A 14249-nucleotide genomic window follows, 5' to 3' on the forward strand; every position below is an offset into this window, starting at 1 on the left:
TCAGTGACCGCCCTCTGCGGCCAGCCGCTTGATGGACGCCTCGACCTCGGCCTCGGCCTCGGACCGCCCCACCCAGTTGGCGCCCTCGACCGACTTGCCGGGCTCCAGGTCCTTGTAGACCTCGAAGAAGTGCTGGATCTCCAGCCGGTCGAACTCGCTCACGTGGTGGATGTCGCGCAGGTGCTCCATCCGCGGGTCGGAGGCCGGCACGCACAGCAGCTTGTCGTCGCCGCCGGCCTCGTCCGTCATACGGAACATCCCGATGGCACGGCACTTGATGATGCACCCGGGGAAGGTGGGCTCCTCCAGCAGCACGAGCGCGTCGAGCGGGTCGCCGTCCTCGCCCAGGGTGCCGTCGACGAAGCCGTAGTCCGCCGGGTACACGGTCGAGGTGAACAGGTGCCGGTCGAGCCGGATGCGGCCCGTCTCGTGGTCCACCTCGTACTTGTTCCGCGAGCCCTTCGGGATCTCGATGGTGACGTCGAACTCCAAGGGAGGCTCCTCCGTATAGATCATGATGAGATCAGCACTCATCAGCACTCGTGTGTGCCCTGGGGGCCGTCCCCCAGAAGAACTCCAGTCTGGTGATTAAGTGTCCCCCACGCACATGTGTGCTCGCGAAAGGGGCTGGTCGAGGTGCGGGACACCGGAACGAAGGTGCGTGACACCGCGAACCGGGCATACCGCTTCGCAGTCCGGGTGGCCCGCACCGCGGCAGCCCACACCCGCACAGTGGCGGCACGCACCCGTACGGCAGTGGCACACCCCCGCACCGTGGCAGCCCGCACCCGTACCGCAGCGGCACGCGCCCGTACGGCAGCCCTGCGCGCGACCGCCCGTGCCCGCGGCGCGGCACGTGGGGCCCGGCGTCGTTGGCGGGCGGCCTCGCCGCAGCAGCGGCAGACGGTCCGGCTCACCGCCGCCTCCTCCGCACTGGGACTCGTGGTCGCGCTTGTGACGGTGGCCTCGGCGGGGCCGTGGGACTCGGGTCAGCGTACGGCCGAGCGTGTCCGGGCAGCCCGCCAGGAGCACGGAAGTGGCGGGGACCACACCCCGGGCCGCCCGGACGGATACCCCATGGCCCCCCAGGTGCTGGCCGCGGCCGGGCCCGTCCCGAAGCGGGGGAAGGGGGAGGGCGGTCCGCAGAGCGGCTCCGGCAGCCATGGGGGTACCCGCCCGGACCAGGTGCCGCCGCCCACCGCCTCAGCCCTCGCCGACACCCTGGAACCGCTGATCGAGGACGGCTCGCTCGGCGCCGTGCGGCATGCCTCCGTGGTGGACGCCGTCACCGGGCGGCAGCTCTTCGCGAGGGACGCGAAGACCGTTTCGGCGCCCGCCTCCACGGTCAAGCTGGCCACCGCTGTCGCCGCACTGACCGCACGCGGCGAGAGCTACCGGATCGCCACCCGCGCCGTCGGCAAGGGCGACCGCGTCACGCTCGTCGGCGGCGGCGACCCCACGCTCACCGAGCGCCAACTGGCCGCCATGGCAGCCCGCACGGCCCGTGCCCTCGACAAGCGCGGCGTCCACAAGGTCCGCCTCGGGTACGACACTTCCCGCTACACCGGCACCGACCAGCACGTCATCGGCCCCAACGAGAACCTGGCCCGGGTCACCCCGCTGATGGTCGACGAGGGCCGGACTGGGGGTCCCCCCGGGGCCGGAGGCTCTGGAGGAAACAGCGACCACGGGCCCGCGCCGCGCGTTGCCGACCCCGCACTCGCGGCGGCCCAGGCATTCGCCGACGAACTCGGCGAGAAGGGCGTCACCGTCGAGGGCGCCCCCAAGGAGCGCAAGGCGGCCAAGGGCGCGGCGAAGCTCGCCGTGCACCACTCGGCCACGCTCGGCGCACTGGTCGAGCGGATGCTCACCAACAGCGACAACGACATCGCCGAGGCCCTCGCCCGGCAGACCGCCATCGCCGAGGGCGAGCCCGCCGGTTTCAAGGGCGCGGACCGCGCCGTCCGCCACACCCTCGAAAAGCTCGGCCTGCCCCTCAAGGGCGCCCGCTTCGCGGACGGCAGCGGCCTCGACCGCGCGGACCGGGTCTCACCCGCGCTGCTCACCCGGCTGCTCACCCTTGCGGCCGATCCGGACCGGCCCGGTCTGCGTCCGGTCCTCACCGGGCTGCCCGTCGCCGGATTCACCGGCACCCTCGACACCCGCTACGGCGGCGAGCGCGGCGAGCCTGGCGCGGGCCTCGTACGGGCCAAGACGGGCACCCTCACCGGGGTGAACACACTGGCCGGCACGGTGGTGGACGCGGACGGTCGGATGCTGGCCTTCGCGTTCATGACGACGGGCGCTCCCGGCCGCGACGCGGCGCAGAAATCCCTGGACCGCCTCGCCTCGGCACTGGCCAACTGCGGCTGCCGCGATTCGCCCTCCGCAGGCTGACCCCTAGGGGCCGAGTGGTCCCGCGGTCTCCTCCCACGGCGCGCGTGCTGCACGTACGGTGAAAGAATGACGAGCCTCGGTGGTGTACAGATGGTCGACTGGAATCTCGCGGTCGCGACCGCGACCCGGCTCGGGCGGCCGGGGCCGGAAGTCAGCAGGGAGGAAGCCCGCGACATCGTCGCGGAGCTGCGGCGGTACGCCAAGGCGTCCGAGGAGCATGTACGTGGCTTCACCCGGCTGACCCCCGCCAACCCCGAGGTGGCGGACACACCCGTACTGGTGGTGGACCGGCCCGGCTGGGTACGGGCCAATGTCGCCGGTTTCCGCGAACTGCTCTCGCCGCTGCTCACCAAGGTGGAGGAGCGCCGGGCCGGCATCCCCGGCGGGGCCGTGCTCGGCGCGGTCGGCGGCAAGGTCACCGGCGTCGAGGTCGGCATGCTGCTCTCGTTCCTCTCCTCGCGGGTGCTGGGCCAGTACGAGACGTTCGCGCCCGTCAGCCGCGACCTGCCGGGCGGCGCCGACGGGGGCGGGCGGCTGCTGCTGGTGGCGCCGAACATCGTGCACGTGGAGCGCGAGCTGGAGGTGGACCCGCACGACTTCCGGCTGTGGGTGTGCCTGCACGAGGAGACGCACCGTACCCAGTTCACGGCCGTGCCCTGGCTCCGCGACCACCTGCGGATGGAGATCCAGTCCTTCCTGGAGCAGACCGACATCGACCCCTCCACGCTGCTGGAGCGGCTGCGCGAGGCCGTCCAGTCGCTGTCCGGCAACAAGCCCGGCGAGGGCGAGGGGGAGGGCGGCGAGGTACCGGAGGCCGAGGAGGAGCGGCCCAGCCTGGTCGAGCTGGTGCAGACCCCGGCCCAGCGCGAGGTGCTGGGCCGGCTGACGGCCGTCATGTCGCTGCTGGAGGGGCACGCCGACTATGTGATGGACGGGGTGGGCCCGCAGGTCGTCCCGACGGTCACGGAGATCCGCGAGAAGTTCCAGAAGCGCCGCGCCACCGGCGCGGGGCGGCTCGACATGGCGCTGCGCAAGCTGCTGGGCCTGGATGCGAAGCTGCGCCAGTACCGGGACGGGGAACGGTTTGTGCGCACCGTGGTGGACGAGGTGGGCATGGAGGGCTTCAACCGTGTGTGGACATCCCCGAACACCCTTCCGACGAAGGCGGAGATCGCCAAGCCCGCGGAGTGGATCGCGAGGGTGCACCGGAAGGCCGATTGAGGCGAGCGGAAGCCTTCCCAATCACCCTTCCGAGGGACCGTGCGGGGCTGGCCCGCGTGCGATGCTCGGGGAACACCGTCCGTCTCTGTCACCATCTACATACGCAGCGTGACAGTAATCGGCTTCGACACACCCCCGGATCCGCGGAGCTCCCCGCCCGCGATCGGCGCAGATCCCTGACGAGGAAGTGAATCGGACATGGGTCCCCACCCCGCGGTCGCCGCAATACGCCTGGCGGTCCGCCGCACACTCCACGACGTGCTCAGCGCGCACGACATCAGCGCACCGGACGTCAGCACACACGGCGTCGGCGCCCAAGGCGTCAGCACGCACGGCGTGCGCAGCGCACAGCTGACGGCAGCCCCCCAACCCGCCGCCCCCCTCCCCGCCGAGCCGGCGCCACCGCTCGTCCTGGTGGCCTGCTCCGGCGGCGCCGACTCCATGGCGCTCGCTTCCGCGCTCGCCTTCGAAGCGCCCCGCCTCGGCCTGCGCGCCGGCGGCGTCACGGTCGACCACGGCCTCCAGCCCGGCTCCGCCGAGCGCGCCCAGGACGTCACCGACCGCCTCACAGCCCTCGGCCTGACCCCTGTCGAATCCGTCGCCATCCAGGTGGGACGGACCAACACCGGACCCGAAGCAGCAGCACGCGAGGCCCGCTACGCCGCGCTGGACGTGATCGCCGAGCGGCACGGCGCCGCGGCCGTGCTGCTCGGCCACACCCGCGACGACCAGGCGGAGACGGTGCTGCTCGGCCTCGCCCGCGGCTCCGGCACCCGCTCGCTCTCCGGCATGGCGGCCGTCTCCGGGCCCGGCGGCCGCTACCGCCGCCCGTTCCTGGCCGTCGACCGGCAGACCACCCGCAAGGCGTGCATGGTCCAGTCGCTCCCGGTCTGGGACGACCCGCACAACGCCGACCCCGCCTACACCCGCTCCCGGGTCCGCCACGAGGCGCTGCCCGCGCTGGAGAAGGCGCTCGGAAAGGGCGTCATCGAGGCGCTGGCCCGTACGGCACAGCTGTCCCGGGACGACGCGGACGCGCTCGACGCCTGGACCGACGACGCCGAACGCGCCGTGGTGCGCACCCCCGGCAGCGCGGCGCCGGACGAGGCCGGAGTGCCGGACCAGGCGGACGGGAGCGGACAGCCCGGCCGGTCCGGCATTCGTCCGGACGGTGCGAGCGCTACCGACGGGACCGTGGAGCTGGACGTCGTCCGGCTGTACGCGCTGCCGCCCGCGGTGCGGCGCCGGGTGCTGCGCAGGGCCGCGATCGAGGCCGGCTCCCCGGCCGGGTCGCTGTTCGCCCGGCACATCGAGGAGATGGACCGCCTCATCACCGCCTGGCGGGGCCAGCGGGCCCTCAACCTGCCCGGGCGTGTGGAGGTCGCCCGGCAGGGTGGCAGACTGGTCATCCGGCACGGCTCACCGAACGCACCGAACTGACCGGCGCCCCGGCACCGCCCGGGGCCGACCGGAACGGCCCGGAGCGGCCATACGGCGGGCCGGGCGACCGGACCGCGACGAGCGAGAGCAGCACGGGTGGACGAGAAAGACATGGGCACCGACCTCCAGTCGGTGCTGGTCAGCAAGGAAGAGATCGACGCGAAGCTGGCCGAGCTGGCTGCGGGGATCGACGCGGAGTACGCGGGCAAGGACCTGCTGCTGGTCGGGGTGCTCAAGGGAGCCGTCATGGTCATGGCGGATCTGGCGCGGGCCCTGTCCACTCCGGCGACCATGGACTGGATGGCGGTGTCGTCCTACGGCGCCGGAACCCAGTCCTCCGGCGTGGTGCGCATCCTCAAGGACCTGGACACCGACATCAAGGGCAAGCACGTCCTGATCGTCGAGGACATCATCGACTCGGGCCTGACGCTGTCCTGGCTGCTGTCCAACCTGGGCTCCCGCGAGCCCTCCTCGCTCAACGTGTGCACACTGCTGCGCAAGCCGGACGCCGCCAAGGTGGCGATCGACGTGAAGTGGGTCGGGTTCGACATCCCCAACGAGTTCGTCGTCGGTTACGGGCTCGACTACGCCGAGCGCTACCGGAACCTGCCGTTCGTAGGCACACTGGCCCCGCACGTGTACGGCGGCTGAAGCCCGGGCGGCCGAATCCCCGGGCGGACGGGCGTGCGGGCCGGGAACACAGGGTCGGTGCCCCTCGTTGCAGCTTTGAAGGGCGGTTGTAGTTGACCGTCCTCGGCGGCGCCGGGTGACAATGCTGGGGTACCGTCCGAAGGTCAGGCTTTTCAACTCACTGTGGCAGGAGGGACGGGGCCCAGGCGCTCCGTATGGATGGACGTGAAGCGATACTTCCGCGGGCCGGTCATGTGGATCGTGCTGGCCGTCCTTGCCGTGGTCGTGTTGATGCAGGTCGTCGGCTCGTCCGGCGGCTTCAAGACGGTGGACACAGGCCAGGTCGTACAGGCGATCCGACAGGACAAGGTGAAGTCCGCAGAGCTCACCACGGGCGACGAGCAGATCGTCAAGCTCGAGCTCAAGGACGGCGCCAAGGTCGAGGACAGCGACAAGATCAAGGCGAGCTACATCGACAACCAGGGTGTCGATATCGCCAAGGAGCTCCAGAGCAAGTACGACCAGAAGGAGATCCCCAAGGGGTACACGGTCGCGCCGCAGAAGCAGAACCCGTTCGTCGGGATGCTGATCTCGCTGCTGCCGTTCGTGCTGATCATCGTCATCTTCCTGTTCCTGATGAACCAGATGCAGGGCGGCGGCTCCCGGGTCATGAACTTCGGGAAGTCCAAGGCCAAGCTGATCACCAAGGACACCCCGAAGACGACCTTCTCCGACGTGGCCGGTTCCGACGAGGCCGTCGAGGAGCTTCAGGAGATCAAGGAGTTCCTTCAGGAACCTGCGAAGTTCCAGGCCGTCGGCGCCAAGATCCCCAAGGGCGTGCTGCTCTACGGCCCGCCCGGTACGGGTAAGACCCTGCTGGCCCGCGCCGTCGCGGGCGAGGCCGGGGTGCCCTTCTACTCGATCTCCGGCTCCGACTTCGTGGAGATGTTCGTCGGCGTCGGCGCATCCCGGGTGCGCGACCTGTTCGAGCAGGCCAAGGCGAACGCTCCGGCCATCGTCTTCGTCGACGAGATCGACGCCGTCGGCCGGCACCGCGGTGCCGGTATGGGTGGCGGGCACGACGAGCGCGAGCAGACGCTCAACCAGCTGCTGGTCGAGATGGACGGCTTCGACGTCAAGGGCGGCGTCATCCTGATCGCCGCCACCAACCGGCCGGACATCCTGGACCCGGCGCTGCTGCGTCCGGGCCGCTTCGACCGGCAGATCGCGGTCGACCGTCCCGATATGCAGGGCAGGCTGGAGATCCTTCAGGTTCACCAGAAGGGCAAGCCGATGGCCCAGGACGTGGACCTGAGCGCGGTCGCCCGCCGTACTCCGGGCTTCACCGGCGCCGACCTGAGCAACGTGCTCAACGAGGCGGCACTGCTCTCCGCGCGCAGCGACCAGAAGCTGATCGACAACAAGTCCCTGGACGAGGCGATCGACCGCGTCGTGGCCGGACCGCAGAAGCGGACCCGGATCATGAGCGACAAGGAGAAGAAGATCACCGCGTACCACGAGGGCGGACACGCCCTGGTCGCGGCGGCCTCACCCAACTCCGACCCGGTTCACAAGATCACCATCCTCTCCAGAGGCCGGGCGCTCGGGTACACCATGGTGCTGCCCGACGAGGACAAGTACTCCACGACGCGGAACGAGATGCTCGACCAGCTCGCCTACATGATGGGCGGCCGGGCGGCCGAGGAACTGGTCTTCCACGACCCGACCACGGGCGCAGCCAACGACATCGAGAAGGCGACGGCCACAGCCCGCGCGATGGTCACCCAGTACGGCATGACCGAGCGGCTGGGCGCCATCAAGTTCGGCTCCGACCAGTCCGAGCCCTTCCTGGGCAAGGAGATGGCCCACCAGCGGGACTACTCCGAGGAGGTCGCCGGGCTGGTGGACGAGGAGGTCAAGAAGCTGATCGAGACGGCGCACAACGAAGCCTGGGAAATCCTGGTGGAGAACCGCGACGTCCTCGACAACCTCGTCCTGGCACTGCTGGAGAGGGAGACGCTGAACAAGGAGGAGATCGCCGAGATCTTCGCCTCCGTCGTCAAGCGTCCGGCCCGTCCGGCCTGGACCGGCTCCTCGCGGCGCACCCCGTCCACCCGGCCTCCGGTCTCGGCCCCGCCCGCGGCGCTGACCAACGGCAATTCCAACCCCAGCCTGGGGAAGGAGATCGGTCCGCGCGAGTCGGACGCGATTGTCGAGCCGGCGGATCCCGACAATGGATAGCCGCAGGTCGGCGAGGTAGGAACCGCGCCACGGAATGTCAGCCGCGCCCCTCGGGTTACCTTCGAGGGGCGCGGCTTTCCGCTGGTATACGACAGCGCCGAGCCGGTCACGCACTGTGTCGGCCCGCGGGGCTGTGCAAGTCAAGGAACGAGGAACCAGATGACCGACCCGGTGACCCTGGACGGGGAGAGCTCGATAGGCACGTTCGACGAGAAGCGCGCCGAGAACGCGGTGCGCGAGCTGCTGATCGCCGTGGGCGAGGACCCGGACCGCGAGGGTCTCCTGGAGACCCCGGCCCGGGTCGCACGTGCCTACAAGGAGATCTTCGCCGGGCTGCGGCAGGAGCCCGAGGACGTGCTGACCACCACCTTCGATCTCGGTCACGACGAGATGGTGCTGGTCAAGGACATCGAGGTCTACAGCACCTGTGAGCACCACCTGGTCCCGTTCCACGGGGTGGCGCACGTCGGCTACATCCCCGCCGCCTCCGGCAAGATCACCGGGCTGTCGAAGCTGGCCCGGCTGGTGGACGTCTACGCCCGCCGCCCGCAGGTGCAGGAGCGGCTGACGACCCAGGTCGCCGACTCGCTGATGCGGATACTGGAGCCGCGCGGCGTCATCGTCGTCGTCGAGTGCGAGCACATGTGCATGTCGATGCGCGGCATCCGCAAGCCTGGCGCGAAGACCGTCACCTCGGCGGTGCGGGGCCAGTTGCGGGACGCGGCCACCCGCTCCGAGGCGATGAGCCTGATCCTGCGCTGAGCCGCCTTCTGAGCTAGGCCGCGGCGGTCGGAGGGTTGTTCTCGTCGTCGTCCTCGGGGAGGCGGCAGATGCGTTCCAGGAGGACGGCGGCTGCTATCACGCCGATGCCTGCCACCACGGAGAGGCCCGCGTAGAGGGCCTGGGCGGCGCGGGCCGGGACATCGGCGCGTTCGGTGATGAGAAAGAGCCCCGTACCGCCGTACATTCCCGAGACCAGCGCCGCGACCAGGGCGCTGGCCTGGCCGAAGAGGACGGCGCGGGCCGCCATCATCGGGTCCACGCCCTTGGCGCCCGGCTCGCGCTCCCGCTGGGCCTTCAGCCGGGCGCGCAGCGAGAGCGCGGTGGCCAGCAGGATGGCGGCGATGGCGCCGAGCACGACGGGCGCGGCGAAGGGGACCCCCGGCAGCGTGCCCAGCGTGTCCCACAGCCGTGCTCCGCCCCACGAGAGCACCCCGGCGAGGACGAAGAGCGCCGCCAGGGTGCGGATACGGAGTTGGTTCATCGAGCTTCCACCTCGCGGGTGCGGTCCGGGCGGTGCGGGCGTCGGCAGGGAAAGGGGAAAAAGGGGAAAGGGGGAGTCGGTGGGGGAGAACGAGGTGGTGGGGAAAGGGGTACAGGCTGCCAACGCTCAGGCGTGCAGGCTGAGTTCCAGGTCGGGGCGGGCGGTGATGCCCTCGGTGCCCAGCGCATCCAGCAGTTCCGCCACCCGGCCGTGGCCCGGGACCTCGGCGCCGGGGTCCACGTCGTGCCACGGGACCAGGACGAAGGCCCGCTCGTGCGCCCGGGGGTGGGGGAGGGTGAGCTGCGGGTCGTCGGAGACGACGCCCTGGTAGGCGACGATGTCCACGTCGATGGGGCGCGGCCCCCAGCGCTCCTCGCGCACCCGCTCCAGCGCCTCCTCGATGGCGTGGCCGCGTTCGAGGAGGGAGCTGGGCGGCAGGGTGGTCCGTACGACGACGACCGCGTTGAAGTACGAGGGCTGGCTGCCCGGATCGACGCCCCACGGCTCGGTCTCGTAGACCGGCGAGACGGCGGTGACCTTCAGCCCGGGGGTCTCCGCGAGGGCGTCGACGGCGGTCTGCAGCGACTCCAGCCGGTTGCCGAGGTTGCTGCCGAGCGACAGGACGGCGGTCTTCGGGTTGTGCAGGGTCGTGTCCGCGGCGTCCACCTGCTGCACGACGGAGGCGGGCACCGGCTGTACGGTCGGGTCACTGTTCGGCGTCATGCGCGGCTCCGCTTGATTGTGATGGTCACGTCTTCGAAGGGAACGGTGATCGGCGCTTCCGGCTTGTGGACGACCACCTCGACCTCCTGTACGGCCTCGTGCCGCAGGCAGGTGTCGGCGATCCGCTGGGCGAGCGTCTCGACCAGGTCGACCGGTTCGCCCTCGACGACCGCGACGACCTCCTCCGCGACGACGCCGTAATGGACCGTACGGGACAGGTCGTCGCCTTCGGCGGCCGGGCGCGTGTCGAGGCCCATGTCGAGGTCCACGACGAAGGTCTGCCCCTCTTCGCGTTCCCTCGCGAACACGCCGTGATGCCCCCGCGCTGCAAGGCCGCGCAGTGTGACGCGATCCACGCCATCACTCCCGTCGGTCGTACGAACATGAACACGGTGCCGCTGATCACGGAACCGGATCGAATCTACCCGCGTGCTCAGTGGCTCGCGGCGCCGCCTACCCCACAGCACCGGGGGCCACTCGCGCATTCCCGGCACTGTGCCGGATCGGGTGGTGAGGGATGTTGGAGGAGATTGGGCGGAGTTGGCGGAGTTGGCGGATATTGCGGAGGTTCGGGCGGGGCTACAGCTCGATGTCGCCCTGGCCCAGCTCGCCTTCGCCGTCACCGGGGCCGTCCTCGTCCTCGTCGTCCTGCTCGACCAGGACCGGGGAGCCGTGGTGCGACCACAGCTTCCATCCGCCCTCCTCGGTGCGGCGGAACACATTGGTGGCCACCACCAGCCCGCCGACCAGCGGACCCGCGGAGCCGTCCGCCTCGGCGGGCCCGCCGCTGAGGATGTTCTCGGTGCAGCTGACCAGCGCGGTGTTGCCCAGTACGGAGATCTCGACGTCGGTCAGGAAGAACTGGACGTACTCGGTGTTGGCCATGATCAGCGCGTACGAGCGGAGCACCTCACCGCGACCGGTGAGCACCGGCCAGCCGGGGTGGACGACGCGGACGCCCTGCTCGCCCTCGCCGCCCTCGGGGTCGTCCGGATCGTCGGCGTCCTCTCCCAGCCACATCCGGGAGAGGGCTTCGATATCGCCCCGCTCCACCGCGTCGTAGAGGGCGGTGTTGGCGGCCTCGACCGCCTCGATGTCCGTACGGGCGCCGCTCACGTCGCTGCCTCGGTCTCTGTGTTCTTCGTCTCGGGAGTCTTCGTCTCGGGGGTCTTTGGCTCGGAGGGCTGTGTCTCGGGGGCCGGTGTCTCGGCCGGTGCCTCGGTCCGGGGGAGGGCTTCGGCGGCCGACTGGACGGCGCGTACGACGCGGACCGCGTCCGCGCTGGCCCGTACCTCGTGGACCCGCACGGCCCAGGCGCCCTCGCGGGCCGCCAGGGTGGTGACGGCGGCCGTTGCAGCGTCGCGCTCGCGGGCGGGCGGCGGGGCCGCGCCCTCGTCGTCGGCCAGCACCCGGCCCAGGAACCGCTTGCGGGAGGCGGCGACCAGCATCGGGTGGTCCAGCTCGGCCCGCAGCCGGGCGAGCGCCGCGATCAGAGCGAGATCGTGCTCGGCGCGCTTGGCGAAGCCCAGGCCGGGGTCGACGACGATACGTCCCTGCTCGATGCCGCCCGCGATGGCGCGGTGCACCGACTCGGTCAGCTCGGTGAGGACCTCGCCGACGACATCGGTGTAGACGGCGCGGTTGTTCATGTCGATGCTCTGGCCGCGCCAGTGCATCACCACGAACGGGACGCCCGCCTCGGCGACGGCAGCCACCATCTCCGGGTCTGCCTGGCCGCCGCTGACATCGTTGACCAGGACGGCGCCCGCTGCCACGGCCCGCGCCGCGACGGAGGCGCGCATCGTGTCGACGCTGACGACGACGCCCTCGCCGGCCAGTCCGCGGACGACGGGCAGCACGCGGCGCAGCTCCTCGTCCTCGCTGACCCGCGCCGCGCCGGGGCGGGTGGATTCGCCGCCGACGTCCACCAGGTCCGCGCCCTGTGCCACCAGGTCGAGTCCGTGCTTGATCGCGGCCTCTGTGTCGAACCATCGCCCCCCGTCCGAGAACGAGTCGGGGGTCACATTGACCACACCCATCACAGCGCAGCGGTCCCACTCGGGGAGGCCGTCCACGCGGCCACGCGTTCTCGCACCCATGACGCCCAGGGTAGGCGCCATGCCTTCGCGGGGCGGGACCGCCACCTTGCTCGCTGCCCCGCGGCCGTTGCGGGCCGCGGCTTGTCCGTCCGGATGGGGAAGCTGACAGGATGAGCGTCATGACGCAGACGGAGACGACCGTCGGTATCGGCGGCGCCGCGGAGAGCACCGACATGGTGCTCAACATCGGCCCGCAGCACCCGTCCACGCACGGGGTGCTGCGGCTGCGGCTGGTTCTGGACGGCGAGCGGATCGAACGGGCCGAGCCGGTGGTCGGCTATATGCACCGGGGCGCCGAGAAGCTCTTCGAGGCGCGCGACTACCGGCAGATCATCGTGCTCGCCAACCGCCACGACTGGCTGTCGGCGTTCTCCAACGAGCTGGGTGTGGTCATCGGTGTCGAGCGGATGCTCGGCATGGAGGTGCCCGAACGCGCGGTGTGGACCCGCACCCTGCTGGCCGAGCTGAACCGGATGCTGAACCATCTGATGTTCCTGGGCTCCTACCCGCTGGAGCTGGGCGGGATCACGCCGGTCTTCCACTCCTTCCGGGAGCGCGAGGAGCTCCAGAACGTGATGGAAGAGGTCTCCGGCGGCCGGATGCACTACATGTTCAACCGCGTCGGCGGTCTCAAGGACGACCTCCCGGCGGGTTGGCGGGACCGGGCGCGACAGGCGGTGGCCGCCGTCCGCAGCCGGATGGACACCTTCGACAAGCTGGTGCTCGGCAACGAGATCTTCCGCGGCCGCACCCGGGGCGTCGGCGTCCTCAGCCCCGAGCTGGTGCATGCCTACGGGGTCAGCGGGCCGATCGCCCGTGCCTCCGGGGTCGACTTCGACCTGCGCCGTGACGAGCCGTATCTCGCCTACGACGAACTGGCCGACGTGCTGAAGGTGGTCACGCGGCAGGAGGGCGACTGCCTGGCCCGCTTCGAGGTGCTGCTCGACCAGACGCACAACTCCCTCGACCTCGCCGACGCCTGCCTCGACCGGCTCGCCGAGCTGCCGCCCGGCCCGGTCAACCAGCGGCTGCCCAAGGTGCTCAAGGCCCCGGAGGGCGCCTGCTACACCTGGACGGAGAACCCGCTCGGCCTCAACGGCTACTACCTGGTCTCCAAGGGCGAGAAGACGCCCTACCGGCTCAAGCTGCGCTCGGCCTCGTTCAACAACATCCAGGCGCTGACGGAGCTGCTGCCCGGAACGCTGGTCGCCGACATGGTGGCGATCCTGGGCTCGTTCTTCTTCGTGGTCGGCGACATCGACAAGTAGCCGTACGCGGGCAGGCAGCCGGATTCTCTGCCGTCAGTGCGACAGGGCGACGAGATTCTCCGCCGTCAGGACGACGAGCGTGCCTTGCGCTTGTTCCGGCCGAAAAAGTCGAAGCCGCCCGCACCGCCGCTGCTGCCGTTCGGCTCGGCAGCGGTGGGCTTGGAGGTTGCGGGCTTGCCGGACTCGGGCTTGTCGGCGGCGTCGAGCTCGGGTGCGTCCGGCTCGTGGGGGCCGGTTGTCGTCTTCTTGTCGTTCGGCCGGTTCTTGTCGTTCGGCTGGGCGTCCGGGGAAGCCTGCGGGGGTACGACGGCGGCTGCCCGGCTCTCCCGCAGGCGTTCCTCCGTGCGCTGCCGTACGGCGCTGCGGGCGAGCGCGTCGAGGGCCTCGTTGGCCTGCCGGTAGGTCAGCGGTGTCGGCGCCCCGGAGCTGTGCCGGTGGTCGGTGGCCGACGTGGTGAGCGCCTTGGCGGAGGCCGTGCTTCCCGCCTCCAGCTGCAGCTGTCGGCGGCCCTCCAGCACCCTGGCCCGCTCGGTCTCGGCGTTGGCGTAGCGGCGCAGCAGGTCGGCGTGTTCGGAGCGGAGCCGGGCCAGCTCGGCGCGCTTCTCGCGGAGCTTGCCGTCCAGCTTGCCGCGGATCTCGCGCAGTTCCTCGGCCTCGCCCTCCAGCTCCGCCTGCTGCTCCTCGGCCCGCCATGCCGCGCTGGCCAGCTGCGCCTTGAGGTCGCCGACGTGTTTCCCCGCCGCGCGGTCCCAGCGGCGCAGCAGTACGGCACCGGTGACGGCGGCGGCCGCCGCTGCCGCGGTGAGCCCGCGCAGCGTGACCGTCTCCCAGTCGGCGACGCCCGGCTCGCCGATCAGCCAGGCGCCACCGGCGCAGGCCAGTGCGGCCACCGCCACCGACACCGGGGGGAGACGTCGGTGCAGCGGCGGGGAATGGCGATGACGTCCACGTGGCATGCTGGGAATT

Annotated in this window: 14 protein-coding genes; 7 read left to right on the top strand and 7 right to left on the bottom strand. The window is 71.0% G+C overall.

Annotated elements, in window-relative coordinates:
* Positions 1 to 492 (bottom strand): inorganic diphosphatase, encoded by a 492-nt coding sequence (locus ACTWP9_RS13915; protein ID WP_443246471.1) that lies wholly within the window; start codon positions 490 to 492, stop codon positions 1 to 3.
* A 144-nt stretch (positions 493 to 636) separates the two neighbouring features.
* Between ACTWP9_RS13915 and dacB the strand changes: the two genes are divergently transcribed.
* The 6 genes from dacB to folE all read left to right on the top strand — a co-directional run bounded on the left by dacB (position 637) and on the right by folE (position 8691).
* On the top strand, positions 637 to 2397 hold the full coding sequence (gene dacB, locus ACTWP9_RS13920) for a D-alanyl-D-alanine carboxypeptidase/D-alanyl-D-alanine endopeptidase (protein WP_443246403.1): 1761 nt from the start codon (positions 637 to 639) through the stop codon (positions 2395 to 2397).
* 66 nt (positions 2398 to 2463) lie between these two features.
* A complete protein-coding gene (locus ACTWP9_RS13925; RefSeq protein ID WP_443246404.1) occupies positions 2464 to 3618 on the top strand; it encodes a zinc-dependent metalloprotease in 1155 nt (384 codons plus the stop codon).
* 198 nt (positions 3619 to 3816) lie between these two features.
* A complete protein-coding gene (gene tilS, locus ACTWP9_RS13930) occupies positions 3817 to 5058 on the top strand; it encodes a tRNA lysidine(34) synthetase TilS (protein WP_443246405.1) in 1242 nt (413 codons plus the stop codon).
* Between the two features lie 111 nt (positions 5059 to 5169).
* Complete coding sequence (gene hpt / locus ACTWP9_RS13935) at positions 5170 to 5709, top strand: hypoxanthine phosphoribosyltransferase (RefSeq protein WP_443246472.1); 540 nt, start codon at positions 5170 to 5172, stop codon at positions 5707 to 5709.
* A 198-nt stretch (positions 5710 to 5907) separates the two neighbouring features.
* Positions 5908 to 7929 (top strand): ATP-dependent zinc metalloprotease FtsH, encoded by a 2022-nt coding sequence (gene ftsH / locus ACTWP9_RS13940; RefSeq protein ID WP_443246406.1) that lies wholly within the window; start codon positions 5908 to 5910, stop codon positions 7927 to 7929.
* Between the two features lie 159 nt (positions 7930 to 8088).
* On the top strand, positions 8089 to 8691 hold the full coding sequence (gene folE, locus ACTWP9_RS13945) for a GTP cyclohydrolase I FolE (RefSeq protein ID WP_443246407.1): 603 nt from the start codon (positions 8089 to 8091) through the stop codon (positions 8689 to 8691).
* 13 nt (positions 8692 to 8704) lie between these two features.
* On the opposite strand, the gene ACTWP9_RS13950 is transcribed toward folE, so the two are convergent.
* The 5 genes from ACTWP9_RS13950 to folP form a co-directional block, all read right to left on the bottom strand.
* Positions 8705 to 9193: a DUF3180 domain-containing protein gene (locus ACTWP9_RS13950; protein ID WP_443246408.1), complete on the bottom strand. Its 489-nt coding sequence runs from the start codon at positions 9191 to 9193 to the stop codon at positions 8705 to 8707.
* Between the two features lie 126 nt (positions 9194 to 9319).
* Complete coding sequence (gene folK / locus ACTWP9_RS13955; RefSeq protein WP_443246409.1) at positions 9320 to 9916, bottom strand: 2-amino-4-hydroxy-6-hydroxymethyldihydropteridine diphosphokinase; 597 nt, start codon at positions 9914 to 9916, stop codon at positions 9320 to 9322.
* Positions 9913 to 10272 (bottom strand): dihydroneopterin aldolase, encoded by a 360-nt coding sequence (gene folB / locus ACTWP9_RS13960; protein WP_443246410.1) that lies wholly within the window; start codon positions 10270 to 10272, stop codon positions 9913 to 9915. The genes folK and folB overlap by 4 nt, the downstream gene beginning before the upstream one ends.
* A gap of 223 nt (positions 10273 to 10495) precedes the next feature.
* Entirely contained in the window at positions 10496 to 11032 is a 537-nt protein-coding gene (locus tag ACTWP9_RS13965) for a nuclear transport factor 2 family protein (protein ID WP_443246411.1), read from the bottom strand.
* Positions 11029 to 12015, bottom strand: a complete 987-nt coding sequence (folP, locus tag ACTWP9_RS13970) for a dihydropteroate synthase (RefSeq protein ID WP_443246412.1) — start codon at positions 12013 to 12015, stop codon at positions 11029 to 11031. The genes ACTWP9_RS13965 and folP overlap by 4 nt, the downstream gene beginning before the upstream one ends.
* Positions 12016 to 12134: 119 nt before the next feature.
* Here folP and ACTWP9_RS13975 point away from each other — a divergent pair, with 119 nt between their 5' ends.
* Positions 12135 to 13283 carry an NADH-quinone oxidoreductase subunit D gene (locus ACTWP9_RS13975; protein ID WP_443246413.1) on the top strand — a complete coding sequence of 383 codons (1149 nt, stop codon included), beginning with the start codon at positions 12135 to 12137 and terminating at the stop codon, positions 13281 to 13283.
* Between the two features lie 65 nt (positions 13284 to 13348).
* Here ACTWP9_RS13975 and ACTWP9_RS13980 read toward each other — a convergent pair whose 3' ends face one another.
* The gene (locus ACTWP9_RS13980) at positions 13349 to 14239 is read right to left on the bottom strand and encodes a hypothetical protein (protein WP_443246414.1); all 891 of its coding nucleotides are present in this window, start codon (positions 14237 to 14239) and stop codon (positions 13349 to 13351) included.
* Positions 14240 to 14249 lie beyond the last annotated feature (10 nt).

Origin of the sequence: Streptomyces sp. 3N207, from assembly GCF_052246355.1 — a bacterium.
GTDB lineage: Bacteria > Actinomycetota > Actinomycetes > Streptomycetales > Streptomycetaceae > Streptomyces.